Raw genomic sequence first — 26264 nt, 5'->3', positions numbered from 1 at the left:
TTTTTGCTACAGGGAGGCTCTATGACCACGAAATTGCAGAATAGTTTGCAAGGTGCCAGGCCTAGTGAGCGGCTGAGCCAATGGGCTATTACACGCCAAGGTCGGGAGCTGTTATCTTAGGGGCCGATATCACGGACGTATCCAATCATGACCAATTTGGACAAGGCGATCGCCATCGCCACACGAGCTCACGCCGGTCAAACCGACAAGGGCGGCAACCCCTATATTCTGCACGCGCTCAGGGTGATGATGCAGTTCGAGTACCATGACGAAATGATCGTGGCCGTGCTGCACGATGTGGTGGAAGACACCGGCCTTACGGCTGCGGATCTTGAGAAGTATGGCTTCTCTGAAGACATCATCGCTACGATCGACTGTCTGTCACGGCAGCGCGGTGAAAGCTACGACAGCTTTCTTGCGAGAATCGCCCAGGACGACCTCGCCAGGCGGGTGAAGATTGCCGATATCAAGGACAACCTCAACCTCACCCGTCTTGATCAGCTCACCAACCGGGACATGGCCCGGGCGAAGAAGTACCACAAGGCATTGAAGGTGCTTGCGGAGTAGCTTAGGCGCTCCACGGTCAAGGCGCGCTGGCCTCCACTTCCAGCTGCTCGTCATCCGCTGGCTGACCCTTGCCGAGAATGATGTTCGCAGCGAACGACAGCGACAACATGATCAGCGCAACGGGCCATAGCGTGTCGTTGTGCAGCAGGGTCGACAGGCCGCCGGCAAGGCCCGCCAACAGATACTGGGAGGCGCCGAGAAAAGCTGAGGCTGAGCCAGTGTGGCGGTCGAAGCAACTCATGTACAAGGCGCCAGAATTAGGCACGATCATGCCGTGACTGCCGACCGTGAGGATGATGCAGCCGGCAACCAGCCACAGTGGTGGATCGAAAGCCAGCGTGCTCACCAGCGTAGCAACAGCTGCAAGTTGTATACACAACGCAAGGTTTAACATTGTCTCGGGCGACCTTACATTCAGCTGCCAACTGTTGATCCGATTCAGCACAGCCAGCATCACGATGTTCGCAGCAAACAGAAGACCGAAAGTTCTTTCTGAGACGCCGAAGTACGCCTGGTAGATAAAGGATGCGTTGGTAATGAACACGACCATCACACTGAACGCCAGCGCCTGGGTTGCCAGATATCGACGAGCATTGCGTTGCCGCAAGACATGCAGATAGCGCTTCAGAACAGGCGTCGGCGTCGCTACCGGATCAACCGCAGGCCCTCTTTTCGGCAACACGCGCCAGATAATCAACATCATCAGTACAGCGGCTACCGATAACACCGCGAATATGCTGCGCCAGTCCGAAAGCTGAAGGATCAGTGCGCCCACCGAGGGCGCAAGTGCCGGCACAGCGATCATGATGAGGCCGACCAGCGAAAATAGCTTGGCCGCCTCTACGCCCACCGCACGATCACGAATCAGCGCTGGAATACATACAGCAGTAAAGCCGCCACCAATCGCCTGGGCAAAACGCGCCAGCTGCGCGACCCACAGGACATCAGCCATCATGATCACGAGGCTGCTCGCCGAGAACGCAACCAGCCCGCTCAGAATAACCGTCCGCCGCCCTAGCCGATCAGACAGCGGACCACCGACCAGTTGGCCGAGCGCCACACCCAGCACGAACAGACTGATCGTGGTCGCGATATCATCCGCGCCAACGTTGAAATCCAATGCCATAGCCGGCATCGCCGGTAAATAAAGATCCAATGCGAGTGGCACCAGTGCCATGACCATCGCAATCGGCAGAGCAAACCTGAGATTATTCATCGGTTCCTTGGGTACACTGATCAAGGGAATAGCTGCCTACGCAACTATCTTTCCAGAAAGAGAATACCTTGCATCTATCTTTCCAGCAAGGTAGTTTGCCGAACTTTCACTGAGCCCGAATGCCCATGAGCAATACTCACCTGCCCTTTGACGAATTCCTCGCACTGATGCGCGAGAACTGGCCGGAAGCCCACTCGCTGATGACCACGGCGGTGCCGCGCATGATCCGGGTGAACGAAGGCTTTCAGCAGGTGATTCGACAGGTGATGGAAGCGCAAGGGCTGCAGGATGCGGACTTCAGGTTGCTGAGCACCCTGCGCCGGAGCGGCGAGCCCTATCGTCTTTCACCAACGCAGCTGTATTACTACATGCTGGTGAGTTCGGGTGGACTGACCAAAGTGCTGCATCGTCTGGAAGCGGCAGGTCTGGTACAGCGGGTGGATAATGAGCTGGATGGGCGGAGCAAGCTCGTGGAGCTCACGCCAGAGGGGAAGAACGTGGCGGAGGAATCTATGCTCGCGATTAGCCGTAAGCATCGCGAGATGATTTCGAAGGTGTCCGATGAGGATATCGAGCAGCTGGATCGGCTATTGGCCAAGGTGTTGCAGTCTATGGAGTAGTAGAGAATTGTCCTCGGCGAAAGCTCAAGTTCGCTTACTCAATCGGCCTGATCTGGAAATTTCATCTGGGCGACCCTCGCGCATCCACCTGGCCATGGCACCTTCTTGTAAGGCGTATTGCCCTTGATGAGACTTCCAGAGAATAGCTGAATCGTCTGCGCGCAGTTTGTCCAGAGCTTTCTGAACGCGTGATGGCGTCACCACTTCGCCCGTGGCACGGGTGTAGTAATCCAGCGAAACCTGAGTGTAGGGTTCGAAGTTTTCGCCCTTTTCAGCTACTAGAGTGACGATAGCCTGTTGCAGAGGCGGCAAGGCCTTCACCGTGTTTTGAAAACGCTCGATCAACGCCAGACGCTGCGCTATTGCCATATCAACCATCTGTGTCTCGATTCGAACCACCGTTTCTGACCCGAGAGCCCGCTTGCTGAGGATGGTCGACAGAGCACTCTTGAAGGTTTGTGGCTCGTGCTCGAACAGCTCGAAAGCGCGGGCCATTTTGTTCCGATCGAGCATCTGAACCTTGGTGAAGTCTTCAGCCAGCTTGCAGACAAAGTCGATGTAGCGCTCATCGAGCAAGGGAAACTCCTGCACCTGGCTACCGTAAAAGGCCGCATTCTTGCTGGTAACCAGTCGCATCAGCTTATCGCGATCAGAACCGGTCATGATCAGAAGTAGATGCTGCTGACCGTCCGAGCGCATTTGATCCCGTGCGCTCTTCAAGCCTGCCATAAACGCGTTACCATTGTGGTGGGTCATTGCCAGCTGGGCTTCATCTATCACGAGAACGATATCCTTACTGACTTTTCTGCGCAGGTCACTCAAAGCGGTCTCAACGGTGCGAAAGTCTATGGCAGCAATGAGCTTTGGATCGATAGTACCGACCGAAGGTACTTTGATCTCGTTGAAGCCCATGCCGCCAGCCCCAATGAGCCCACTCAAGCCTATCGCGTCGGCGGTGCGGGACACGGCTACTTTGAAGGCGTTGAAGGCGTCATAGCCAGGCTCATTCATCATGTCACAGTAGAGCACGAGATAACCGTAGTTGCTCAGAGCTGGCATGAGTTCGTTACGAAGAAAGGACGTTTTGCCTGTGCGCCTTGGCCCGCTCAGAAATAATCCGTTTGAGCTGTCGCTGAACGGATTCTGACCGGTAATATCATCTGCGAACTTCTGCACAAGTTCCGGCCGATAGAAGTGTCCACGATCTTTGCGCATTTTGTAGATCCATTCTGTCGAGCTGGTCGGAGAGATGAGCCAATTATCTTCAATTATCCAAAACAAGATAATAGCAGGATAAAGGTTGAAGAGCGTCTTTGGAAGGCGCTACTTATCTGAAATAGACAGGGCGGCGCGACTACCCGCTGACATCGCGAGAGGATATCGAACAACTGCGGCAGCTACTGCAACTTCTCCAGCGGGGCTCGAACACTTTCCGGGCGCGCATTCCGATAATTATCCAGCACTTCTTTCAGCCCACCAGACAGGCGCAAAAAGTCCAGGGCTTCCTGAAATCGTCCCACGACCGCATCCGGCACCTTGGGATTGAACGCCAGGTATTGCGAGGACTCCTCTAGCATGAAGGTCTCTTCGAATTCGTTGAGATCAGCGCCTTCCTGTGTGAGATACCATCGAGCAGGCTCCTTTCCATAGGCCCATAAATCCACACGGCCAGCGTGCAACATGGCCGCGCAGTTACGGGGGCTATTCACGTAGAATAAGGTGCCCGCTGGAACACCCCTCTGTAGCAATAACTGCTCGCCAACATCGTCTCGAATAACGCATATTCGAACGGCATCCAGATTTTCTGGGGGCCTCCCGGAAAAGCCGCGGTCTTTCCTTGCAGTCAAAACGATATTCGAGCGAACGATCGGACCCACCCACTTGAACAACTTCTCTCGCTGGGGCGTTCTGGTTATCGCAAATAGCACGGAATTGCGGCTCCGTTGTGCCTCTTTGTAAGCACGGGCCCACGGGAACACACTATCCACACTGGTCTTGTTGCGCGCACCGATGATGCCTGTGAGCTGGCTGAAGATATCAACCGCCATACCCCTCAACTGCCCTTCACTATCAAGATAGTTAAAGGGCGCATACTCCTCTGTGTACACCTTCATGCGCTCAACGGCTAAAACAATTTTCATATCCTGCAGGGTCTTTTCATACAGACCGGAGGATTTGATTGCTCGCAATCCCCGATTGAATATCTGGATAATCTTCTGTGCTTCCGGATGATCTCGTGAAACGAGCAGATGCACTGGTTCCTGCAGCAGAGGATTCTCATCATAGACCAGGGAGTCTGCATCCAACGGGAAGAGTGTCTCGAGCAAATGCTCGCCCACCAGCGCATCGACCGGGAACAGATCGATCTCACCCTTGATAAGCCGCTCGAGGTTTGCCGCGTCGCTTGCTGCGGAAGACACCTTCAAGACCTTCTTGCGAACGGCCTCGTCAAAGTCTGTGCCATAAGAGTATCCAGCGGTAACACCGACTCTTAGAGCGGAAAAGTCAGTCAATGTGTCCCAGCTGATATCCAGATCTTTATGGTGGAAGATGACATTAGTGGTGTAAGCGATCGAGTCTGAATAGAGGGTTTCGCTTGCCCTCTCTTCTGAATGGAGCCAGCCAACGGTGGCATCCACCTTGCCGGATTTGGTTATCTCCAACGCATGAGGCCAGTCCGTCTGATAAAAACTGACGGCGTAGCCCTGATTGGCAAATGCTGCCTCTGCGAGCGACGCGAGGATGCCGCCGCTGTTAATTTCAATATGGGTAAAAGGCGCCCATGGGCCGAATGAAATTCTGAATTCACGCGCCACCTTTGGATGGGTTTGCGTGGAGACCAGGTACGGCTTATCTGACGAAGCGGCGCGCTCCTGGATCTGGCCAGCGCTTCCCGGCTCCGATGGTATTTCAGCGCTTACACCAAAAGCGCCTGCGAGAGCAGCCATCAGAGTAATGGTTATGAAATAACGAACGACACGTAGCATCTGGCTCGGTCCGGTGGGAAGTATTAGTCATTAATAGCTCGGCAAAAGTCTTTGTCAACGATTAGTCGAAGTTCGATTTTGCGATTGCATCTTCTGCCGGAATGTCGCTGATGCACGGTAATGAGGATGACACTTTCAGAGGAATGCGGGGAAGACCGTGGCAGAGGCAGGATACTTAATGTAAGCCGGCGCACCGAGCCCGGTCTGTTTTTTGTACTGCTTGATGACTGCGCCGATCAGCGCGGGAGGGGACCTACAGGCGAACCGTGGATAGCGTCAGTTGCGCAGCAACCGACGCATGCCTAAAGACTACTGACTTACAAAAGGACGGTCGAGATTTAGCGAATTGGTTCGGCCACCGTTCTCGAGCTTGCCGCCCAGATAGAGGGAACCGGCTTCAACGGCTAGAATATCCGTTCTTTCGAAACTGTATGCCTCGCCGTTCAGTTCCGAAAACTCGAAACCTATTTCAGTGGCCTGCATACCTTCTGTCGTAGTGACCGTCGACCCGAGTGTGTACTCTCCACTAACGGCGGTCTTGATGGCGGTGGGCTCTCCAACACAGTCTGCATTGTCATACGCATAAGTCAGATATTCGACGCCGCTTTCAGTAAAGTTATACGCGCCGGCATAGTGTGTTGTGCCACGACTCGTCGAGTTCTCTACGCATTGTCCCTTCCACTGGCCAACGAGCGCCTGAGCGACCGCGCTGCTATCCCCAGGGACTTCTGGATCGGTCCCATCCGTACCACTGACTGGCACATCATCCGCACCACCCTGAAGCACGAAGACTCTAGCCAGATCGAGCGTTGTGGTACGGGTTTCAGGTGTCGCGGCAAACTCATTGCCAAAGTAGAGCCCGGTCGAATCAACATAGAAAATATCGTACTGGGTGGACGCTGGCGCATCTTCGGATACAGGATCTATCTGCATGTCGAGCGCATTGGCCTGGAGCCCATCAGTAGTGGCAACGGCTGTTCCGATGGCAAAGGTGCCACCCAATCGTTGTGCTTCCGTGGTCGTGGAGGGTGTCGTGCAGTCTGGGTCGTCATAAAAATTCACGACCATTTCGAAGCGGTTCTTGTCGAATATCCTGCTCTGGCGACTGGAGCCCTCAGCAATTTCGCCGCCCTGTCCGGGGCTACACTCAGCCAACCACGTGCCTTCGAGCAACGTGGCTTCACCTGCCACGCCAAGCTCTGAGCCGCCCTGACTCGAACTGTCTGTGACCGCTGGCGCCTGCACCTTATCATCACCGCTCTTGCCATCGCTGCCACAACCAGCGAGCAAAACCAAGCAGAGTGCGAAACATTGTTTACGTTCGAACATAAGACATCCTTGTGTGATTTGATTATTTTGTGAGCTCTGAGTCAGGCCCCGGCAGGCTGCATGATAGGGAGAGCTTGGGAAAGAGGCAATCGGCTTTTGGGTTGGTTTCGGGGCGTGGTTCTGTCGAATCGTTGGCGTCACACATCCAACGCCAGAATTGAAGTTAGCCTTCGGCGCAACTGAATCGGCTTATTGACCGCAGGCGCCATCGAAGCCGGACTTTGGGCGGCGTATATCAAACAGCCGCGTCGAAACGATTGTTATTCACTCCACGTCACCGAGCCGAGTGTACAGGTAAGGCTAATGTAGACCGTGGAGAAAAACTGTTGAACAGTGAAAATGTCATCGCTCGTGTAGCTACTGCGGAACGTATTGTCTGGCAATAGTGCTGCGTTGGCATCAGCTTCAATAATAACAGCGGTTGAGTTCTGGCAATCATCGTCAAGGTAGCTAGTAATCGTTGCCACAAAGAACCGTTCATCGGGCGACCAATCGAACCCAGTAATTCTCTCCTCAGGATCGTTGATTTCCGGGCCATTGTGCTTGGTCACTTGGCGGACTTTTCCTGTTTCGCTGCTATAAACATACAGTTGTGAGTCGAGAGAAGACCTGAACGCCAACTGATCCGTTCTCGGACTGAAGTTGATATTCATCATCGTGTAATTGGGCGTATTTACGAGGAGGCGAGGCTCACCTGCCAACAAATCCTCGACTATGAATACCCCACGACTGGTATAGCTGATCGCGAGTTTACCATCCACGGTCCATGTAACACTCGATGCTAAACGACCTTCTGTCGCGGAGTCTCTGATGATTCGCAGCAGCTGTCCTTCCGGTGAGTAAATATGGACACCGTAGTCCTGTTGATTATTCCGGGGCTCTAAGATGATAGCGATGAACCGACCATCAGGTGAGATGGCCGGATCACTCACCGCAAAAGTAGGATACAGAAATTCCGATACTAGCTCGCCAGTGGCGGTGAACAATCGTACAGCACCAGTGAAGCTGTCCGGGCCGCGAGTGGTGAGTGCTTGTATGCGGCCATCTGGAGTAGCTGACAACCCCTGAATCAAACGTTCGTTATAAAAATTTCGCGGATTTGGTTCTGGAGGTCCAGGGCGCTGACCTTGGCAGCCGATTTATAGAAAATCGTACCGTGGATGCCTCGGTTGATCTCTTTCTCCGGCGAAGCTCCCACTTCTCTCGGAGATCCGCTATTCGAAGACCCCGACCCGCATGCTGACACAACGAGTGGGACGCAAAGAGCGGCAGCTCTGAAAATCTCTTTTGCTGGCACTAGGCCTCCTTGATTGCATAATTGAGGAATTGCCGCCCTCATGTAACTGGAGCCGACAACCAATATGAATGCCAGGTGGTCAGCTTGGCGTGACCCGGAACATGCCTGAGCAATCGTTCGCTGCAGACGAATGGCCTTTCCCTCGGTAAAGTCTTACAGCGCTTCGAACCACTGTACCTGATAGTCACTTTCGATAACCCGCCCCCGGTGATCTTTCAACAGAACAGCGCTTGTAGGGACAATCGTTTTGAACCCGACAAATGCACGCACTGCATCGGAAGGTATAGCGAACACAGAATTAAGCGTGCTCAGGATGGTTTTCCGCACCAGGATATAGCCACCATCTGCAGACCACATGGGATTGAAAACAGGACCGTCGGAAGCGGTTAATTGTGTCAGTTTCGAGCCATCGATGTTGACTGTGTAGACGCGATTCAACATCGAAACAGCGAGCCTCGTACCATCAGGGCTAACCGCCACATCATAGATAAAGGCTCCAAGGTCGGTGACTCGCTGCATATCATCACTGCTGGTCGAATCGTCCAGAGGATCGAAGCTGATAAACACTTCTCCAGCTTTAGTCAGCAACAGCCTGCCATCCGGCAACCAGGCAGCACGGTGGAATCCTGCGAACTCCTGACTGGCATCGGTAATTCGGTCGCGATTGAAGATAGTAATGACCTGTTCAGTATTCCCGTCAGCGTTAGGGAGCATTCTACTTATCGCAATTCGTTTGCCGTCTGGTGATGGTATCGGCACCCCGGTATTTTCGGATTTGGGCAAGAGGAAGGACGTGACTTCATCACCATTGGGTTTTCTGACCACCACCTGATGAGCGTTCTGGTGATAGCGCGGCGAGCTCTGCAGTGAAAACATCTCCCCGGATTCCCTCGCAAAGTAAGGAACCGCCATGCCCTGCTCTTCAAACCAGGGAAGAAGAGCATGTTGGCCTGTCTTCAGGTCAACGGCGGTTGGCCGTCCCTCTCGAGTGACCGAATACAGACTCCCGCCAAGACCCAGATTGAACTGCTTGTAGTCCCGCATTTTGCCGAATTCGGCAGCCGGTACTGACGGGTTTCGTGTCCAGCTTGGCGCCTCTTCTGGACAGATCAATCCTATCAATTTGTCCTCATGGAGCGCTCGTGGGTATATGACATCGCTAGAGCGCACGCCTTCGGCCACTTTGATTTTGACCGCCTCTGCCGGGACTATCAGTACGTCCGGGCAGTCACCATAGCACAGTGAACTGGTAAGGCCGATCTGACATCCCAGCCAGGCATCGCCATGACGAAACGCGATCGCATTGCCATCCGGCGACCACGTCGCTTCATATTCAGAGTCCTGATAGCTGTCGGTAAGTTGTGATAATCCGCTGCCATCAATGCTCATCGTGAACAAGTGCCGATAGCCATCATCGGCCACCATATCAAACGCCATCTTGCTACCATCGTGGCTCAAACTGAGCCTGGTTGGGCTTCCTCCACCCAGATCAGTAATCAGAGCGGGTTGTCCATTAATCAGCCCGCCGGTGCCGACGATATCAAGTTTAAAAAATCCATGATTTACGGTGAACACGAACGAGCCGTCGGGCATCCAGTCGAACGTGTTATGGATACGATCAGCACTATCCTCAAAGTTCCTTATGAGCTTCCAATCGGAGACCCGATAAATCGCAACGCCGCGAGTGCCATTGGCGAACTCGTAGCCGACTGCGACCATTTGCTTGTCTGGCGATAACTTGGACTGGCTGAATAATGTGAAGCCCAGCCTGAGACTGGTCAAAAGCCGGCCGTCGGATTTCCCGACGTACAGAACATACTGATCATCGTCGTCGGTATGCCACACCAGGTTTTCGCCGTCGGGACTGAACCACGGCTTCTTCAGACGCGGAGAGACGTATTCGACGAAGCCTGTATCGACTTCCACTCGCAGGGTTTTGTATTGCTCGGCGTAAAACAGCGACCCTGGAAGGCCACCAGCGATACCCTTTGTAGAAGGCACACCAGCAGCACCTTGCTGCCCCGCCTTGCCGGAACCTCCACCCCCGCCTCCACCGCAAGCGCCAAGACCCACGGCAAATACAGCAACTGTCAGCCGCGAGAGAACCTTGGGACGAAGTACCCTGTCCATGCTGAAATCCTTTTCCAAGACTCGATCCATTTCATGCCGTCTGCCCTAACGCGCAGGAGAGCTTCCATTCGTTAGACGGCCACAAGACACAAACGCGCCCCGCACAGCTTACGCCCTTCATCACTCACCCGGCACCTAGGGTAAACCCTAGCTAGGGTCCGCCCTAGTTATGCGGCTCTTCAGCCTTTTGTAATATCGCAGCCAAACCGCCCTCATGTGACAAGGTCGTTACGATGAATACTGCGATTGCCCAAACATCGGCTAGTGCGCCGCTGAACTCACCTGCACCCAAGAACACTAACGGCCCGGCCGTCGACGATTTTATAACTCGCTACTCAAGTACATTTGGTCCGCTCGACACGAAAGGCATGGCTCGGGAGCTTGCGGATCGTGCGCGGCAAGATCCTGTCGGCGCCAAGGCCCTGCACGAGGGCGTCATAGAGCGCCTATCGCAGCCTGGCTTGTCCTATCACACGGAAGACTACTATCGCCATGTGGAACAGGAACTCGGGCAGCGACTCACACCGCAAGAAGTCGAAGCGTTTCAGCTCCCTGACAGTCTGGAAATCCTGACCAGTTCCCAGCTTGGCGATACGGCGGTCGGGGGCAACAAACTGGCCTCTATCGACAGCAATAAATTACCGGCACTTGCTGAAGAAATTGCCGCTGGTTCAGCGGATTCAATCAAGGCGAGCCTCGACAAGATTCTGGAACTACCGCCTTCGGATAACCGCAACGCGCTCCTGTCGATGATATTCGTAAAGACGCCCGCGGAGCATGTGGAGCTGCACTCGGGTCTGCAGGCGTCGATGGCTCAGGCACTGGCTGAAACTGGCAGCGACTCAGCAGAAGCCATCGCAAAAAACACCGCGCTTTACACTGAAGCCTTGGCCAGTGGAGCCGGACGAGCACTGCTTTCGAATAACGATGTCAACAGTGCCAGCCGTTTATGGGCTGCGCGTGAATTGGCGAATAATCCAGACTTTGCCAAAGCCGCGTTATCAGCGGAAGGTGACAAGCCCTGGGAGAATAAACAGGTACTGGAAGCGCACGCCACCCTCGCCTTTCAGCCCCTTGCTCAGCGAGGCGACCATAGCGTTGGCGTAGCTGCTTCAAGTTCTGACATTGAAAACCTGATTGGCGCCGGTCTGGGCCGAGAACTCCAGTGGCCCACGCAGTCCGATATGCCGAGAACGGACGATGAACTGGCTGCAGTGACCAAAAAGGCACTCGCAGGCGAGCTCAACCTCTACAAAGGCGATCCGGTCGTCACGACCATCTCTGAAGGCATTCGAAAGGCCCAGGCGCAGATGGGCGGCGGAGAGATTGGGGTGGCCACCTTGCCTATCCAGTTCTCCAGCGAAGAGACCGGCCCAGTTGCCCTCCAGCTTTACCGGGTTGATGGCGAGCAGGGCCAGCAGAAGTTTGTCGACAATCAGGGTCGCGTCTACGACAACTTCGAAAACTGGCGCAAAGATAATAAGTTGCCCCCCGGCAAGATGACCTTCCCTGCAGATGGCGGCATGGACAATGGCCAGTTCAAGCTCGTCACCGAGAATACGCCTGGCGTCAGCGACACTTTCTGGGAACACGCTGGTGACGTCGCTCGCGGCGCGGCGCTAGTTGGCGGCGTAGTCGCAACCGGTGTGATCCTGGCCAGTAGTGCTGGCATGGCGACCCCGTTCGTATCAGCTGCATGGGGTGTGGCATTGAGTTCAGCGGCTTTTCAAGGTGGCGAACAGATTGCTACGTTAGTGGACCGTAGTGAGCACGGTCAGACCTTGTCCTTGAGTGACCCCGACGCCCGTGCAGCCTGGCTTGATCTAGCTGCCTCAGGGCTCACTCTGGGCGGTGCAGGCGCTATACGTACTGCAACTGTACTGGCTAAAACCGGCTCGCAAGCCGCACCTACCATGGCCCGAGGCGCCGGCGGCCTGAATGCCGCTGCAACGATTACCGATGCCGCAAGTGTCGGTAATCAAGGTTACGAGTTGAGCAAAAATTGGGACAACCTCAGTCCCGGCGAAAGGCTCCAGGACGGTCTATCCATGGCCTTCTGGGGCAGCATGATAGGTGTCTCAGCCAAAGCCAGTGGCGGCAAAGTTACTGACGCATTTTCATTCAGAGCTCAGATGAACAGCGCCCTGCTCGAGACTGGCGCCGGCTCGCGCATGAACCCGGACATGGGTTCGGCAGTAAGGATCAATCAGCTCGACGCCAAGAACGGTAACCTCTCAATCGAGCATGGTCCTGATGCCACCTCCGATTCCATCGAGGTTCATACAGAAATAGCCCGAATGATTATCGATAACGGCGGCCTGCAGGGGGCTGTTCGTCGAGCGTTCGGGTCAGAAATCTCTTTCAAGCCAGGCACCCACGGCGAAGTCGTGGCGCTCGAAGCGCTGAAGCACGAAAAGCTCATTGAGGTTACTCAGGCCAGAATGGACAAGGCCCCGCCTCAGCAGAAAGAGATGTGGGGAAACACGATCGAAGGACTCAAGGTAAAGCTCGAAGGTTATCGTAGTGAGCTAGAGGCTATACAGAGCAATCCGAAGTTGGGTGATCAGCCTGCTCAGAATGGTATAATGGTCGCCGACGATCAGGTATCGGTGACGGGAGTTGCCTCTCGCAGACCTTCTATCTTAAGTAACTTCGAAAATCCCGTACCTGTAACTTTAGACTCTCGGGGTAAGTTTAACGGCGCCAAGAATGCCGGAACGAATACTCCTATATTTGAGGGCTGGATCGAGAGGGGCGGAACAGTTCATTACGACGCAGATTCGGATACTTTCATCTATGGAATGACAGTTGAAAAATCTCGAGGTGGCACAGAGTTTGTTGAAGTTCCGTACGTGCCATCTACTAATCCTCAATTAGCAGGTTTGAGGTTTCCAGATTTTTCTAGATACTCAGTCGAACGAGTAGAAATAGCAGAAATGAGAGGAGTTGGTGAGACAGATATTACACCGCCAGAGATCGGAGATTTCTCAAAGGCTTGGGAAGCTCTGGAGAGGCAGGGCGTAAATGTCACTGAAGTCTATGGCGTCAGTCGAAGAGCTTGGGGCGATAGAGTCGGCACTTATCCGGATACCGGTGTCACGGGCCTTACTTGGCACCATACCGAGGATCTGAAAACATTGTTTTTCGTGGACTCAAGTATTCATGATATCTTCAAACACAAGGGCGGAGCATCAATTTCGAGGATGTTAAATGATTAACCAATTAGTGAAAGTTCAAAGACCAGCACTAGACCTTGCTGAGCTGGAGTATTTCGAGAATAAAATTGGTGTGAAATTCCCAGCTGCATATAGAAGTTTTTTGATTTCATGCAATGGTGGCACTCCAAGCAAGCCCTCAGTGTTTTTTGACGGCAGCGCTCTAAATATAAATGGTGCTACTATAAATTATTTCTATGGATTTGGTGGGGCCTCTGAAAATATAGATAAAAGCTATTCAGTTTTAAAATATGATCTACCCGAGCTAATGGTCCCTATCGCAAACACACCGGGTGGTAACTATTTTCTAATTTCGCTCAAAAATGACAGCTCATTTGGTAAAGTGTATTACTTTGATCATGAGTTCGAATATGATGACGACGAAGAGTTTGATGAAGAAAATGGTGTTTATCCCGAGTGCCTAGCTAAAGTAGCCAACAGCTTCTCTGATTTAGCAGGAAAAATGGTAGAGCTTTAAAGTTGTCAAGGATCGTAGGACTGGAGAAATAAAGGTTATCGCTGACGATTTTATCCGTTGCGATCCAGCGCTTCGAATAAGTGGCTCTTTCGCTTGAAATAAAGAATGGCAGTAAGACTTTAAGTGAAGTTCGAGCCGCTAACGGGTCCGGGCGAGCCTGGTGCTGGGGCGGCCTTCGCCTCGTTCTTTGACGAAGAACCTGATCCACCACAAGCGGTCAGTGCAATGACCACAACTACAAGGCAGAGTTGTACTAGTTTCATCTGTCTTCCTTGACTCACAGCCTTCTATAAAAGCTTTGCTCATCCGATGAGCGTCGACCCCGAAGTCCCAAGTAAGCTCCCACCTCGTGAACCAATCCTTAGACGTGATTTACACGCTGATGAAGATATCGTCCAGCGCTAACGCCAGGAGGGATCGCCACTGATACACCCTAACAATGAAAGGAAAGGACCATCAATGAGCGGAATATAAGCGTCCACAGGGAAAATTTTCTCGGAAGAGCTCCCAGCCTTGACTTCATTGGTGTTTGAAGGCAAACGCTCCATATCAGCAGAGGCCTCGATTATTAGCATATTACTATCAAGGCACGAGTCTGGTGATGAGTAGTAGACGAAAGCGAGATACTTTCCATCGGGCGACCAGTCAAACCCGCCTACTAGCTTGGTGTTATCGACCCCATAGGTTAATTGCCTGGGCTCAGAGCTCTCAGGATCTAAAATATAGAGTTGTCGATCGCCCGCGCTTACATAGGCCAGAGACTCGCCGTCTGGGCTTACTGTCATGTCCACCATTGAGGCTTCTGGTGTTTCCCGCAGTAGCTGAGGCTCATCAACGAGAGGGTCGGTCATGAAATAAAGACCGTTTCGGTAAGCGCTGACGAGCAACGCTCCATTCCGGTTGTAATTTATGTCCATGAATACGAATTTTTCAGTATCAGGGATAAACCGGACGAGCTGTCCAGAAACGCTGTAGATACGTAAGCCTCTTTCGAAAGGCGCTTTATGCTCCTTAACCACAACAGCAATGTACTGGTTATCAGGGGAGATGACTGCTTCCGTTTCAGCTTCACCAACGAAGTTAAAAACGTAGACTTCGCGTCCGCCGTCATCCAGAACAGAAAGCCTCGACGAGCGATTAAGAAAATCATTGGGCGGATGGAAGCCCACCGTCATGGTATGCAGAGTGCCGTCGTACGACGTCGAATAACCCCCAAACCTCAAGGTTCCATCGCGAAGTTGACGAATTTGGCCTGTCGCAATATCCAGTGCATCGTAATACCGGTTCTGTCGCTTGAAATAGAGAGTGCCGGTAAGGCCTTTTGTGAAGTTGGAACCAGCAGGAGACTCTGGTGAAGGAGTAACTGCCTCTGGATTGTCTGATGAGGAGCCGCCACATGCGACCAACCCAAGGCAAGCCAGACTGATAGCAATTAAAGATTTGCGGGTATATATCTTCATCGTCAACTCCATTGACTACTGAACAGTGCGCACTGTATGCGAGAGCAATTTAGCACTCTCCCCAGCAGAAAATATCATCACGCCATGCCAAGAGGCAATGAATAATTAGAGCCCCTTCTGGGGCTCTAAAAACATCTTATTAACCGCGCGCCATCGTGTTCAATGAATCCGAAACCGATTTCAACGCCGTCTGCAGACCCGTTGACAGAAACTGCATTTTCATCGTCTCAGCTGTCAGCTGCGTTTGAACTTTCATCAAATCGTCACTCGTCTGAAGGTTTTTTGGATCGACAGATTCCCCCGCCGTAGAAGAATTTGTGGCTTGAGCTGTCTGTGCCGTTGGATAGGCTGTTCCATCTGCCGGCGTTGGTGAACCAGCTGCTCCATCTGTCGGTGCTGTTGAACCGGCTGCTCCTCCATTTCCTTCTGCTGCAGATGTTGTCATCATTTTATCAGACAAGGTTTTAACAGTGTCGGCCTGCCTTTGCAGCGTCTCACCAATGGCGTGCGCTAATGCAGTGAAAAAGTCGGCGCCTGGGTCAATACCTTCATGACTTTGGCTACCTTCTGCACCACCTGCACCACCTGCACCACCTGCAGCGTCTGCACCGTTACTGGCTGCACCAGTTGCTCTCGAATTTCTAGCCGACTCCGAGTTTTCGCTACCGCCTTTGCCAAGAAGCGTCATGACTTCTTGGAAGAACTTGTTAAAAGCTTCCTTTAAATCATCCAGCTGGCGCATGGCCTCGCCTTCTTGAGCTGGTGTGCCACAGCATGGCAGCTCGATACGGCAGCCTGGCTCTGGCATTACTGGACCACCGCAGCCTGGAGGTGTTGCTTCAGGTGGCATGCACTGGGCCATCAAAGCAGCAATCGCCTCACGCTTCTTGCCTGCATCAATCGGCAACGCATTGATCGCATCAGCCGCCATTCCGCCGCCAGTACGGGCTAGCCAGTTGCCCATATCCACTGGAGAGTTTTGTGAGCTGTTTGAAGTCAAATTAAGATTCGCCGCCTGAGCGGAATACCCTGCCTGAATGGAAGTCATAGCTAAATTCCTTTTTGAGTGAGTGTTATCGACCGGCCTAGTCTGCACGAAGAAATCATCCTGAACAGCTAGGGCAGACCCTAGCTAGGGTTTTCCCTAGCTGGGGTTCGCCCTAGCTTTGCGCCGCTGAAAAAAACGGTACAGTCGTTGTCACCAATGACACGACAACAGGAATTTCAGCATGTCCACCATAGGCGCCACCACAAGCAGCGCTATACAGCATCTGCCGCAACAGCATCTGAAAGAGGCCACTGTTCGGCTGGACCAGGCACAGGACCTGAACTCGACGTCCAGCGACACAGCCACCTTAACCAACGTTAGCGAACCTGCTAGCAATGGCGCTAACGGCGAAGCCTCTCTTGAAAGCTTTGTCGCGTCCTTCAAACAGGACCGCATTGTTCAGGCTCAGCCTAAGGATCCAGCACTTCAGGAAGCTGAATCGAAGGTTCAGGCGACCCTGACCACCCTGGCATCCGATGCCGATGGCTTCCATGCCATGTTCAAACAGATTTACGGCGAGCGCTATCAGCCAAATACCGTAGAAGCCCTTCGAAATCAGGTTCTTGCTGGTGACTTCAGTAGCATTCCTGACATAAAGGTCGTCAGTGGAGATACCTTGCACGGTAATCATGCGGCTTACGGCGACGGCACGATCTTTCTGAATGAAGCGCTGCTTCAGGATACCGACAAGGCTGCCGCCTACATCATTGAAGAACTCGGCCACCACTACGATGGCCTCTTCGGTGCTGGTGATGCCAAGGGCGACGAAGGCGAAATGTTGCGCGCCATGACAAGTGGTCAGCCTGTGTCTGCAAATGATATGCAAAGGATGCGTACCGAGAGCGACAAGGGCGTCATCGAGGTTGATGGCAAGCAGATTGAAGTGGAGTTCGGCTGGGCGTCGAAGGCTTTCAAGAAAGTCAAAAACGCAGTTTCTGATGTCGCCAAAAAAGTACGCGACGAGGTCAAGGATTTTGGTGATGCGGCACTGGATGTCGTGAAGTTGCAAGCTCGTCTACTGACCTTCCCTGCGGACTATGTTCTCAACGGAGACGACGCCGTCGATCGTCTGGAAAAGTCTGGCAAGGAGGCGCTGAAGTCTGTGCTGGAGTCCGAGGTGTTCTCGAGTGTGGCGATCGCTGCAGTCACACTCGCTAGCGGTGGCGGCCTGACAGGTCCATTGCTGATCGCCCAGCAGGCCGCGCAACAGGGTGTGGCAGCCGCGCTCAAGACCGCCGCGGTAAGTTATGTCAAGAGCGAAGTGGCCGATCTCGTCGCCGGCAAAATCGCCAAGGAAACTGGTTCGGAGTGGTTGGGCACAGCGGCTGGCGCCTTCCTGAAGGGGTCAAACAATAGTGATGGGCTGGGCAGCAATCTTCAGTCAGGCATTGACAAGTTGTCTAACGAGCAGGTGCAGAGCTACATCAAGCCTGAAATTTTTGACATCGCCGGGACTGATGTTCTGAAGAACGTCGAATCCAAAGTCGATTTCTCTTCACTGGGTGAGAAGCTCGGAAACTGGGCTGAACAGGGCGCGGACTGGGACAAGCTCACTGCAGCCACCTCATCGCTTGATCGCAAGCTGGGTGATTCGGTCAAGGATATCGACTGGCCGAAACTGCTCGAGAAGAGCAAGGCCTCTGCCGAGGCGCTCGCTTCGAAAGCCGTCGATCTCACATCGACCGCCAAGTCCGACTTACAGCCACTCGGCAATAGTATGAAGAGCTCCGTGCGCAGCGGTTTCGATCTCGCCAAGCTGCCTGAGATGATCGAGAAAGCTTCGGACTCTGGTCTGAAAGAACTGTCGAAGATCGCGGCCGACCGCATTAACAAGGATGTGAGTTTTGCGCCACTGCGTGAAAAGCTGACCGGTTGGGCCAAGGCTGGCGCAGACACCGGTGGCCTGATCGATCTGATGAAATCCGCACCAGCTGAGATCGGTAAGGCAGCCGATGACTTCTCATGGGAAGCGATGTACGGCAAGACTGCCGCCTCACTGAAGTCGCAGGCGCTCGAACAGATCGACGCTAGAGTCGACTACGCGCCGCTGCAGGACGGGCTGAACACCTGGATTGAGAATGGCGCCAAGATCGATGACCTCGGCAAGCTCTTCGATACCGTCAAAGACGGCGTGGACGCTGATGTGACCAAGGGTCTCGCTCGCTTCGATGAAGCCAACGTGAAGGCTGGTGAAGTCTTCAACCGTATAGCGTCAAAGAGTGGCGAGATGTTCTCGATGGACATGCTGCAGAACGTGCTCACCGCACTGGATGGAAAGCAGAGCGGCGCAGCGGATAGCCAAAAACCTCAGGATCTTTCTACCGTCATGAGCAAGCTGGGCGACACCTTCACCAACAGGATACAGGCTCAGATGATGGCGGGCATCGAACAACTGAATGATCCGGCTGTCGGCGCCGCGCTCAGCAGTTGGGTTGCTCAGGGGGCAAAGCCTGACCAACTCGGCAGCGCTCTTCAGCTCTCGACCGGCGCCTCAGTAGCCAATGGCTCTGGCGTAGCCGGACCAGACCTTCAGGGCCTGCAGTCTGCATCGATGAAGGCTGCGCTGACGGCGGACATTCTCGGCAGCATCGATACCGGATCGCTCCGCGAAAGCATCGGCAAGATCCGAGAGGCCGGCACGACACTCGGCGACATCAGTGCACGTGTTGCTGAGTTTGCTGACGAATTGCCGAACGCAGGCTATGCAGAGTTACTCAAGGAAATCATGGAAGACATCACGCCACAGCTTGCGGAGCTGTTGAACAAAGGAGAGACCTATCTGAATACAGTCGACGACGTCAAACACAACAACGAAAGCCGAGCGCAACAGCTCAACCACGTGCTCCAGAAGAGCGCTTAAACCTCAATCAATAATCAACTCAAAGGAAGGAAGACATCATGGGATTCATGAGTGGCATTCAGGCACAATTTCGAAATGAAGCGCTGGCGCGTCAGGACACGTTCAAGACACCAGAGGCCACGATCACTTTCAAGAACGACTCGTTTGGCAGCGTAAACTACAACGGCAAGACCATCATTGACGCGGGCAACGGCAATGACAAGATCCATGCTCACACCAACGACGATGGCTCGATGGTACTGGACATCAATGGCCAGAAACACTACTTGTCAAAGGAGCTCGCCGCGAACATTGAGATCCATGGCGGTAAAGGCGACGACATGATCACGTTCAGTGGGAAGGCAACCTGCGGTCCCCAGCCAAACGTCGTAGTGCACGGCGGCAAAGGCAACGACCTGATCATGGGCGGTGAATTCGGTATCGAAATGCATGGCGACAAGGGCAATGATGTCCTCATTGGCGGCAAGGGCGATGACAAGATCTACGGTGGCAAGGGCAACGACCAGATCTTCGGCATGGCTGGCAACGATACTATTGAAGGCGGCAAAGGTAATGACACCGTACATGGTGGTCTCGGTGACGATAAGATTGACGGTGGCAAGGGTCACGACGTGCTGTACGGCGGTGCTGGCAATGACGAGATCGGTGGCTATCGCGGCAACGACAAAATCTACGGTGGCGATGGAAACGACATTCTGAAGGGCTGGAAAGGCAGTGATGAGATTCACGGCGGCGCCGGTGATGACAAGATCGACGGCGAGAAGGGTCGTGATCGACTATATGGGGGAGATGGTAATGACCTTATCGAAGGTGGTGGATCGAGCGACGAACTATACGGTGGCGATGGCGATGACCGCCTAGAAGGCCAGAGAGGTCATGACTTCATCCATGGCGGCAAAGGTAACGACAAGCTGGAAGGCAACAAGGGCAATGATTATCTGATTGGTGGCGAAGGCCGGGATGACCTCAGCGGTGGCAAAGGCCACGACGTGAAGATCCAAGGCGCTTAGTAGGCGCCCCCGAGAAATCCCCAACCTTTTGGCCGGCTCACGCCGGCCTTTTTTACGCCAGCTGCAATGCAACTGGCGCGCACTACAAGGTCTACTGCTTCGAGAGCGGATCCTGCAGATTCAAGGAGTTAGTCCGTGCCCCGTTCTCGGATTCTGCGCCCAGGTACAGCGTGTTGCCATCGACCGCGATAATATCCTGTCGCTCGAGACCAGACGCTTCGCCATCGAGGTCAGAGAACACGAAATCTATCTCTGTGGCCTGCAAGCCTTCGGCTGTAGTGACGGTATTGCCCAGTGTGTAATCACCACGCCTAGTACTACTGTCGCCTGCGCTTAGCTGCACTGTGCAATCCGGATCTTCGTAGTTATCGACGCGATACTCGACACCAGTCGCGGTAAAGCGGTACTGAGCGGTGAAGTGGCTAGGCCCTCCAGCCGTCGGATTCGCCGCACAACCAGCATTCCATCGTCCGACTAGAGCCTGGGCGAGCGCGCTATTGTCGTCAGTGCCACCATTATCAGCACCACCGCCGTCTGTCCCGCCGCCGTCGGTGCCGTTCCCATTGCCAGGTGTTCCTCCAGTATCAGTGCCGCCATCACCCGGAGTGCCTGGATTGCCGGCACCGCCATCATCGGGCGTCTCGGGTTCGTCAGTGCCACTGCCCGGTTCCCCGCTAGCCCCGCCCTGCCTTGTGAGCAGCGTGTCCAGGTCGAGCGCAGTGGGTCGTAATTCAGGCGTAACGCCTCGCTCGTTTCCGAGGAACAGGCCAGCCTGATCAAGATAAAATATGTTGTAGATGATTTGAGATACCGGCGTGCCGTTGGCCGACTGCACCTTCAAGTCTATAGCCTTGGCCTCGAGCCCCGAAGATGTCGCTACGGGCGCACCGATAGCGAAGGTGCCAGTCAATACCTGCGTTGGTGTCGCTGCAGGCGTGGTGCAGCCGCCGTCGTCGAAATACTCAACTCGGGACTCGAACTGATTTTTGTTGAAGATTGCCCTTTCAAGACTTGATCCTTCGTCAGCCTGAGTGCACTCCGCTACCCATGTGCCGTCCAACTCGGTTGCCACTCCGGCATCACCAAGTTCAGAGCCATCCCCGCTCGAACTGCCGCCTAGTGTAGGCGCTTCCAGATTGTTACCACCACCGCTATTGCCATTGCTGCCACAACCGGCGAGTAACACCAGGCAGAGTGCTAAACACTGCTTACGTTCGAACATAGAATTTTCCCGAGCGAGTTGAGTTTTATTGTAAGCGCCGGAGCACGCTCCTACGCAGAACATATTATGAACGCCTTTTGGCAGGAGCAATTGGCTTTTGGGTTAATTTCTCGCAAAGAAGGGTCAGTGATTGTGCGGACCTAGGGTTTGCCCTAGCTATTCAAGTATGCAGCAGAACTCTATTGTGTCCGTCCGATTCAGGGACGAGTCCGGACGCATGAAGGCTGCTATTCAGCAATATGCGGGCCGTGCGTTCGAGCAGTTTAATCAACGAAGGGAAGCACCTATGTGTCCTCGCAAGCCATTATTCCTCACTACACTACTGGTCAGTGCCATCATGCTCAGCGCATGCGGTGGCGGTTCTGGTGGCGACAAAAAACCTCGTGAAGACGGAGACAGCGCTAAGCCGCCGATAACAGGCGGCAATACTGGTGGAGGCTCGAAGGGTCCAGGCGGCGGAACAACGGAAGACAACAAGTTCATGGGGCCTTCCGGTGAGTTCAGGAATATGGATCAGGAACCAAACAACGACGAAACTTCTATTGCCGACATCGGTGAGCTTACTAACCTGAAAGGTCAGGTGAACTCACAGAACGACTCTCTCGATGTATATTCGTTCAAAGTACCCCAGACCGGCAGCTATCGCCTCACGCTTACAGGCTTCGAGGGTAATGACCTTGATCTGCTGATCGCAGATGACTTGGCCGAAGATTCCATCGCCGTTGGTGAGAACGATGCTGGCCAGGATGAAGTCATCGACATTGAGCTGACAGCGAACAAGGAATACTTTCTTGCCGTCCGCGGCTATGACACTGCTGGCCAGACGAGTGACTATCGCCTCATAGCCGAAAAGCGTGGTAGTTCTGGTGGTGGGTCTGAAAGTGGTGGTTCAGGTGGCGGTGGTTCAGGCGGCAACTCGGGCATCAGCGAATCAGAACCAAACGATCAGGCCTCTCAGTCGAATGAAATCAGGCCAAATACCGAAGTCAACGGCGCGGTCAACGCCACAGAAGACCCTGTCGATTACTACCAGATCGAGCTACCTGCCGGTGACAATCTGATTATGCTCTATGATCTGAACGGAGCATCTGTCAATTTCGACATTACCGCAGGGCCTGGTGGGCCCGTTATCGCATCAGGCCAGGCAATGACGAATCCCGAAGGCTTCCGGCGGACGCTTGCCCTTGACCAGGCCACTCGCTGGGGGCTACGAGTAGTGGCCACTGATACCAACGGACGCGACCAGCCCTATACGCTCTCCGTGGTGACCCAATAACCATCATCGCAATTCGGTAGACGGGCACTCCGTCTACCGCCTTGAAAAAATTTCTGCGCCAAAACCGACGCCTCGTCCGTCTAGGAGATAGTGGGCTAGCCAGCTCACCAATGAATCATCACCCACTTCCGAGGGTACATCAACGCCCTCGGAGACTACTACACATCAGGAAGCAGTATGATTTCAGGTATGAAGAAACTCGTTTTGACAGCAGTCCTTTTGCCATCTTTAGCCAGTGCGGATGCTCAGAATTACAAGTACGTTGAAGGCGGGCTGGATATGCTATTCGTCGACGAGCAGACCTTTATTGGACCACAGATTCGCGGGGCGTTCAGTTTCACTGATAATCTTTTTGCACTGGCCGGACTACGAGTCCTCTCGGACGATGTCGACTACACTAATTACTGGTTCGGTGCAGCCTATAATCAGGCGATCGACATGAAAACCAGCGTCTGGGCAGGCGGCAGTATCGAGTTCCAGGAATACTCTTATGGCCGTGGTTTTTATGATTTTGACGATACAGCGCCCGCCATTCGAGGCGGTGTACGGCACCAGCTTAATCAGCAGCTCGAACTGGCATCCAGCGCGCGCTTCGTAACAGGCGATGCCGATTACTTCGCAATATCCGGCACAGCACGATTTGCAATAACGCCTCAGCTTCACCTGCTGGGCGAACTCGAAATCATGGACGGCGAGATCGGCTTGCTGGGTGGAGCGAGTTTCTTCTTCTAGAAGAGCAAGCTCTAGATCTTCTGAGGGACGTGGGTGCTTACATGGTTAAGCACCCCGCACCCACCCGGGGCGACGACGTATCGCCACCAAATACCTACATCCCGCAACAGCCACACGCCCCGTTCGCGCGTACAATCCACGCTTCCGTGAGGAAGGGCCTCACGTCTATTCTCAGAAGCCAAGGATGAACCTCTTTCCAGCACCCGAATTAACGAAGGGCTACCTCCCGCACGTCGACGGCCTCCGAGCCATAGCTGTTCTGGCTGTCGTTCTGTTCCACGCAGACGTCCTCATCTTCAAGGGCGGATTCGTAGGGGTGGATGTTTTCTTCGTTATCAGCGGCTTTTTGATCACCAGGCTGATCTATGCTGAGATCGAGCGAAGCGGTACTTTCCGCTTTGGCCATTTCTACCTTCGGCGGATCAAGCGGCTTTTCCCCGCACTCCTGGTTGCCCTGCTGGCGACCACCGTTGTGGCGACCTTTGTGCTTTCTCCATTGCACCTCGAACGCTTCGGCTCTTCACTGGCCGCTGCAGTCCTCAGCGTCTCCAACTTCTTCTTCCTCGCTGAAGCAGACTATTTCGATAGTGCCACCAGACTCAAACCGCTGCTGCACACCTGGAGCCTGAGTGTCGAAGAGCAGTTCTATCTGGTCTGGCCACTCACCTTATTGCTACTGCTCAGATATATGACCACTCGGTGGATACCCTGGCTGCTCCTCGGTGCTGGTGGCGTCAGTCTGTACCTCAACTTCGAGTTTGCTACCGGCAATAACAGCCTGCTTTCGACGCACGCCCCGTGGCTTGCAGACTATCTAGCCAACGGCAAGGGGACCATTTTCTACCTCCTGCCCTTCAGGGTGTTCGAGTTCGTCATCGGCGCGCTGACGATCTGGTTCATGCACGCTCAGCCTCGACGCCAGCTGGTGAGCGACGTTCTGCTGCTGATCGGCCTCGGACTAATCGGCTATTCAATCTTTGCCTTTCATGAAGATATCCTGTTTCCGGCCCATAACGCTCTCCTGCCCTGTCTCGGTACGGCGCTGGTCATTCATTCTGGCGGCAATAGCCGTCTGGTGGGTCTGCTACAGAATCCGCTGATGGTCTGGATCGGGCTGATCAGTTATTCGCTGTATCTCGTGCATTGGCCGGTCACCGTCTTCTGGCGCTATCTGATGATCACTGGTGAGTTCAGCGTGATCGACCAGATTGGCATCGTGTCGCTATCGATCGCGCTGGCCTACGCCATGTACCGCTGGGTCGAGACACCAGCAAGAATCGGCAAACTTGCTTTGTCAGCCCCGCGCTGGGTTATCGCGACGGTCGCCGTCACGGGCTTCAACGTCGCCATTGGCACGCACATGCAGGTCACTGAAGGCTGGCAATGGCGCGTCGACAACCCGGCACAGGTCGTGTTCGAAGGCGATGGCAGCGATTTCAGTCGTCAACAGTATGGCGGCTATGGCTTTCCCTATTATGGCGCTGTAGCCGACGCAGAGAAGGATCCTGAGGGAGCGGATATTGTGCTGATCGGGGACAGCCACGGTCGACACTACGCCGAGGGCATCTATCGCGAGCTTGCAGAGCCGACGGGACGCTCGCTGTATATCGCCTCCGGAACAAGTTGCCTGCACCTACCTGGCTTTACCCGCAACTCTGTCGGAGAGGACTGGCACCGTCAATGTCCAGCAGCATTCAGCACGGCCATGAACTTCATCAAATCAGCGGAAAAGCCGCCGTTGGTCATCGTCTCGCATGCATGGTTATTTCAGCTCAAGATGGCAGACAGGCTCGGTGAGGATGGTAAGCCTATCGGGAGACGAGTCGATCGGGAGACGATATTCCAGGGCATTCTCGAGCTGAAGGCGAAGATCGCTCCATCGCAACTTGTCGTTATTGGGAACGTGCCCAGCACAAACGGCGTGGACCTGTTCGATGTGCTGTTTAGGCCTAATCTGCGTGAACTGAGTGGCGAAGACTACGAAGATTTTACGACAGCCCGCATCGACAAGGGAGACCTCAAGAAGAATCGCGCCTTCAACGAACAGTTGCGTAAGCTGGCGGAGGACACAGGCGCATTCGTATTTGTAGACCCTTTCGATGCGCTTTGCCACGAGCTGGAATGTACAAATCTGGACCCTGAACGACACCTGATCTATTCGGACCGGGCGCACCTCAGCCATGATGGTTCCCGACACGTGATATCCCGGCTGCGCTCGTCCTTCGTTCGGCTGCCGCCACTGGTATAGGTCGGCTTACATCTACAGCTGCGGTCAGCCGGACCCGGTCAGGGTCAACGATCGCGCCAGGAGATCGAGCACTTCACCGTCACCGGTGTCGGGCGCGGTGGTGAGCACTGACGCCATCTCCGCGAGAAAGGCCTGTCGCGTATCGTAGCTGCCGAAATTCGCAAGCACCTCGCCAAAGCGACTGCGTTGCTGCGCTTCAGGCAGCTGTAGGTAGAGCCTTTCCAGCTGTGACAGGCTCGCCTGCTCGACCAGTAACCTGAATACATCGCGTTGATCACCAATGCTCAGACTGGAAACCAGCCCCTGTTCGGCACGCGTCAGCATCAGCATCAGCGGCGCAAGTTCGTCCTCTGATATCGCGGCCTGGAGCGCTGAGGCAATCGAAGGGTAGCGTTGGTCGAGCTGACCATCGATCGCCCCGAAGCCAGCTCTGATGAGGTCGTAGAGCTGGTTCGGCATGACACTGACCTGCCGCGCCGAATTCTGGGCATCCGCGTGTTGAGCGTTTTCCAGGCCGGCGGCTCGCCAGCTGCTATCCCTGTTTACCGCCTGAACCGGATTGATCATTT

At 54.2% G+C, this 26264-nt stretch carries 20 protein-coding genes; 9 read left to right on the top strand and 11 right to left on the bottom strand.

Features of this window, described 5'->3' with window-relative positions:
* Positions 1 to 147 precede the first annotated feature (147 nt).
* The gene (locus ACH3PB_RS00480) at positions 148 to 567 is read left to right on the top strand and encodes a GTP pyrophosphokinase (protein ID WP_416397511.1); all 420 of its coding nucleotides are present in this window, start codon (positions 148 to 150) and stop codon (positions 565 to 567) included.
* Positions 568 to 583: 16 nt separating this feature from the next.
* Here the strand turns inward: ACH3PB_RS00480 and ACH3PB_RS00475 are convergent, their stop codons facing one another.
* On the bottom strand, positions 584 to 1783 hold the full coding sequence (locus ACH3PB_RS00475) for a multidrug effflux MFS transporter (protein WP_416397510.1): 1200 nt from the start codon (positions 1781 to 1783) through the stop codon (positions 584 to 586).
* 125 nt (positions 1784 to 1908) lie between these two features.
* On the opposite strand from ACH3PB_RS00475, the gene ACH3PB_RS00470 reads away from it, so the two are divergent.
* Complete coding sequence (locus ACH3PB_RS00470; RefSeq protein WP_416397509.1) at positions 1909 to 2403, top strand: MarR family winged helix-turn-helix transcriptional regulator; 495 nt, start codon at positions 1909 to 1911, stop codon at positions 2401 to 2403.
* Between the two features lie 24 nt (positions 2404 to 2427).
* Here ACH3PB_RS00470 and ACH3PB_RS00465 read toward each other — a convergent pair whose 3' ends face one another.
* The 5 genes from ACH3PB_RS00465 to ACH3PB_RS00445 form a co-directional block, all read right to left on the bottom strand.
* On the bottom strand, positions 2428 to 3618 hold the full coding sequence (locus ACH3PB_RS00465) for an ATP-binding protein (RefSeq protein ID WP_416397508.1): 1191 nt from the start codon (positions 3616 to 3618) through the stop codon (positions 2428 to 2430).
* A gap of 182 nt (positions 3619 to 3800) precedes the next feature.
* Positions 3801 to 5390, bottom strand: a complete 1590-nt coding sequence (locus ACH3PB_RS00460) for a substrate-binding periplasmic protein (protein ID WP_416397507.1) — start codon at positions 5388 to 5390, stop codon at positions 3801 to 3803.
* 309 nt (positions 5391 to 5699) lie between these two features.
* Positions 5700 to 6719 (bottom strand): hypothetical protein, encoded by a 1020-nt coding sequence (locus ACH3PB_RS00455; protein WP_416397506.1) that lies wholly within the window; start codon positions 6717 to 6719, stop codon positions 5700 to 5702.
* 260 nt (positions 6720 to 6979) lie between these two features.
* On the bottom strand, positions 6980 to 7705 hold the full coding sequence (locus ACH3PB_RS00450; RefSeq protein WP_416397505.1) for a WD40 repeat domain-containing protein: 726 nt from the start codon (positions 7703 to 7705) through the stop codon (positions 6980 to 6982).
* Between the two features lie 464 nt (positions 7706 to 8169).
* Positions 8170 to 10146: a TolB family protein gene (locus ACH3PB_RS00445; RefSeq protein WP_416397504.1), complete on the bottom strand. Its 1977-nt coding sequence runs from the start codon at positions 10144 to 10146 to the stop codon at positions 8170 to 8172.
* Positions 10147 to 10379: 233 nt separating this feature from the next.
* On the opposite strand from ACH3PB_RS00445, the gene ACH3PB_RS00440 reads away from it, so the two are divergent.
* The gene (locus ACH3PB_RS00440; RefSeq protein ID WP_416397503.1) at positions 10380 to 13364 is read left to right on the top strand and encodes a DUF4781 domain-containing protein; all 2985 of its coding nucleotides are present in this window, start codon (positions 10380 to 10382) and stop codon (positions 13362 to 13364) included.
* Positions 13357 to 13839 carry an SMI1/KNR4 family protein gene (locus ACH3PB_RS00435; protein WP_416397502.1) on the top strand — a complete coding sequence of 161 codons (483 nt, stop codon included), beginning with the start codon at positions 13357 to 13359 and terminating at the stop codon, positions 13837 to 13839. Before ACH3PB_RS00440 ends, ACH3PB_RS00435 begins: the two co-directional genes overlap by 8 nt.
* A gap of 119 nt (positions 13840 to 13958) precedes the next feature.
* Here ACH3PB_RS00435 and ACH3PB_RS00430 read toward each other — a convergent pair whose 3' ends face one another.
* From ACH3PB_RS00430 to ACH3PB_RS00420, 3 genes are all read right to left on the bottom strand, one after another.
* Positions 13959 to 14102, bottom strand: coding sequence for a hypothetical protein (locus tag ACH3PB_RS00430; protein ID WP_416397501.1), 144 nt, complete (start codon positions 14100 to 14102; stop codon positions 13959 to 13961).
* Positions 14103 to 14240: 138 nt separating this feature from the next.
* Positions 14241 to 15299 (bottom strand): hypothetical protein, encoded by a 1059-nt coding sequence (locus tag ACH3PB_RS00425; protein ID WP_416397500.1) that lies wholly within the window; start codon positions 15297 to 15299, stop codon positions 14241 to 14243.
* A 139-nt stretch (positions 15300 to 15438) separates the two neighbouring features.
* Positions 15439 to 16347, bottom strand: a complete 909-nt coding sequence (locus tag ACH3PB_RS00420) for a hypothetical protein (RefSeq protein WP_416397499.1) — start codon at positions 16345 to 16347, stop codon at positions 15439 to 15441.
* A gap of 181 nt (positions 16348 to 16528) precedes the next feature.
* On the opposite strand from ACH3PB_RS00420, the gene ACH3PB_RS00415 reads away from it, so the two are divergent.
* A complete protein-coding gene (locus ACH3PB_RS00415; protein WP_416397498.1) occupies positions 16529 to 19207 on the top strand; it encodes a hypothetical protein in 2679 nt (892 codons plus the stop codon).
* 38 nt (positions 19208 to 19245) lie between these two features.
* Positions 19246 to 20217 carry a calcium-binding protein gene (locus ACH3PB_RS00410; RefSeq protein ID WP_416397497.1) on the top strand — a complete coding sequence of 324 codons (972 nt, stop codon included), beginning with the start codon at positions 19246 to 19248 and terminating at the stop codon, positions 20215 to 20217.
* Positions 20218 to 20308: 91 nt separating this feature from the next.
* Here ACH3PB_RS00410 and ACH3PB_RS00405 read toward each other — a convergent pair whose 3' ends face one another.
* Positions 20309 to 21439: a hypothetical protein gene (locus tag ACH3PB_RS00405; RefSeq protein WP_416397496.1), complete on the bottom strand. Its 1131-nt coding sequence runs from the start codon at positions 21437 to 21439 to the stop codon at positions 20309 to 20311.
* A 217-nt stretch (positions 21440 to 21656) separates the two neighbouring features.
* Between ACH3PB_RS00405 and ACH3PB_RS00400 the strand changes: the two genes are divergently transcribed.
* The 3 genes from ACH3PB_RS00400 to ACH3PB_RS00390 all read left to right on the top strand — a co-directional run bounded on the left by ACH3PB_RS00400 (position 21657) and on the right by ACH3PB_RS00390 (position 25695).
* Complete coding sequence (locus ACH3PB_RS00400) at positions 21657 to 22715, top strand: PPC domain-containing protein (protein ID WP_416397495.1); 1059 nt, start codon at positions 21657 to 21659, stop codon at positions 22713 to 22715.
* 177 nt (positions 22716 to 22892) lie between these two features.
* Complete coding sequence (locus ACH3PB_RS00395; protein ID WP_416397494.1) at positions 22893 to 23447, top strand: hypothetical protein; 555 nt, start codon at positions 22893 to 22895, stop codon at positions 23445 to 23447.
* Between the two features lie 184 nt (positions 23448 to 23631).
* The gene (locus tag ACH3PB_RS00390; RefSeq protein ID WP_416397493.1) at positions 23632 to 25695 is read left to right on the top strand and encodes an acyltransferase family protein; all 2064 of its coding nucleotides are present in this window, start codon (positions 23632 to 23634) and stop codon (positions 25693 to 25695) included.
* Positions 25696 to 25719: 24 nt separating this feature from the next.
* Here the strand turns inward: ACH3PB_RS00390 and ACH3PB_RS00385 are convergent, their stop codons facing one another.
* Entirely contained in the window at positions 25720 to 26262 is a 543-nt protein-coding gene (locus tag ACH3PB_RS00385; RefSeq protein ID WP_416397492.1) for a hypothetical protein, read from the bottom strand.
* Between the last annotated feature and the right edge of the window lie 2 nt (positions 26263 to 26264).

This window comes from Allohahella sp. A8, assembly GCF_047946665.1.
GTDB lineage: Bacteria > Pseudomonadota > Gammaproteobacteria > Pseudomonadales > Oleiphilaceae > Allohahella.
The sequence above is the reverse complement of the archived record's forward strand: the minus strand, read 5'-3'. Positions and strand labels throughout refer to the sequence as shown.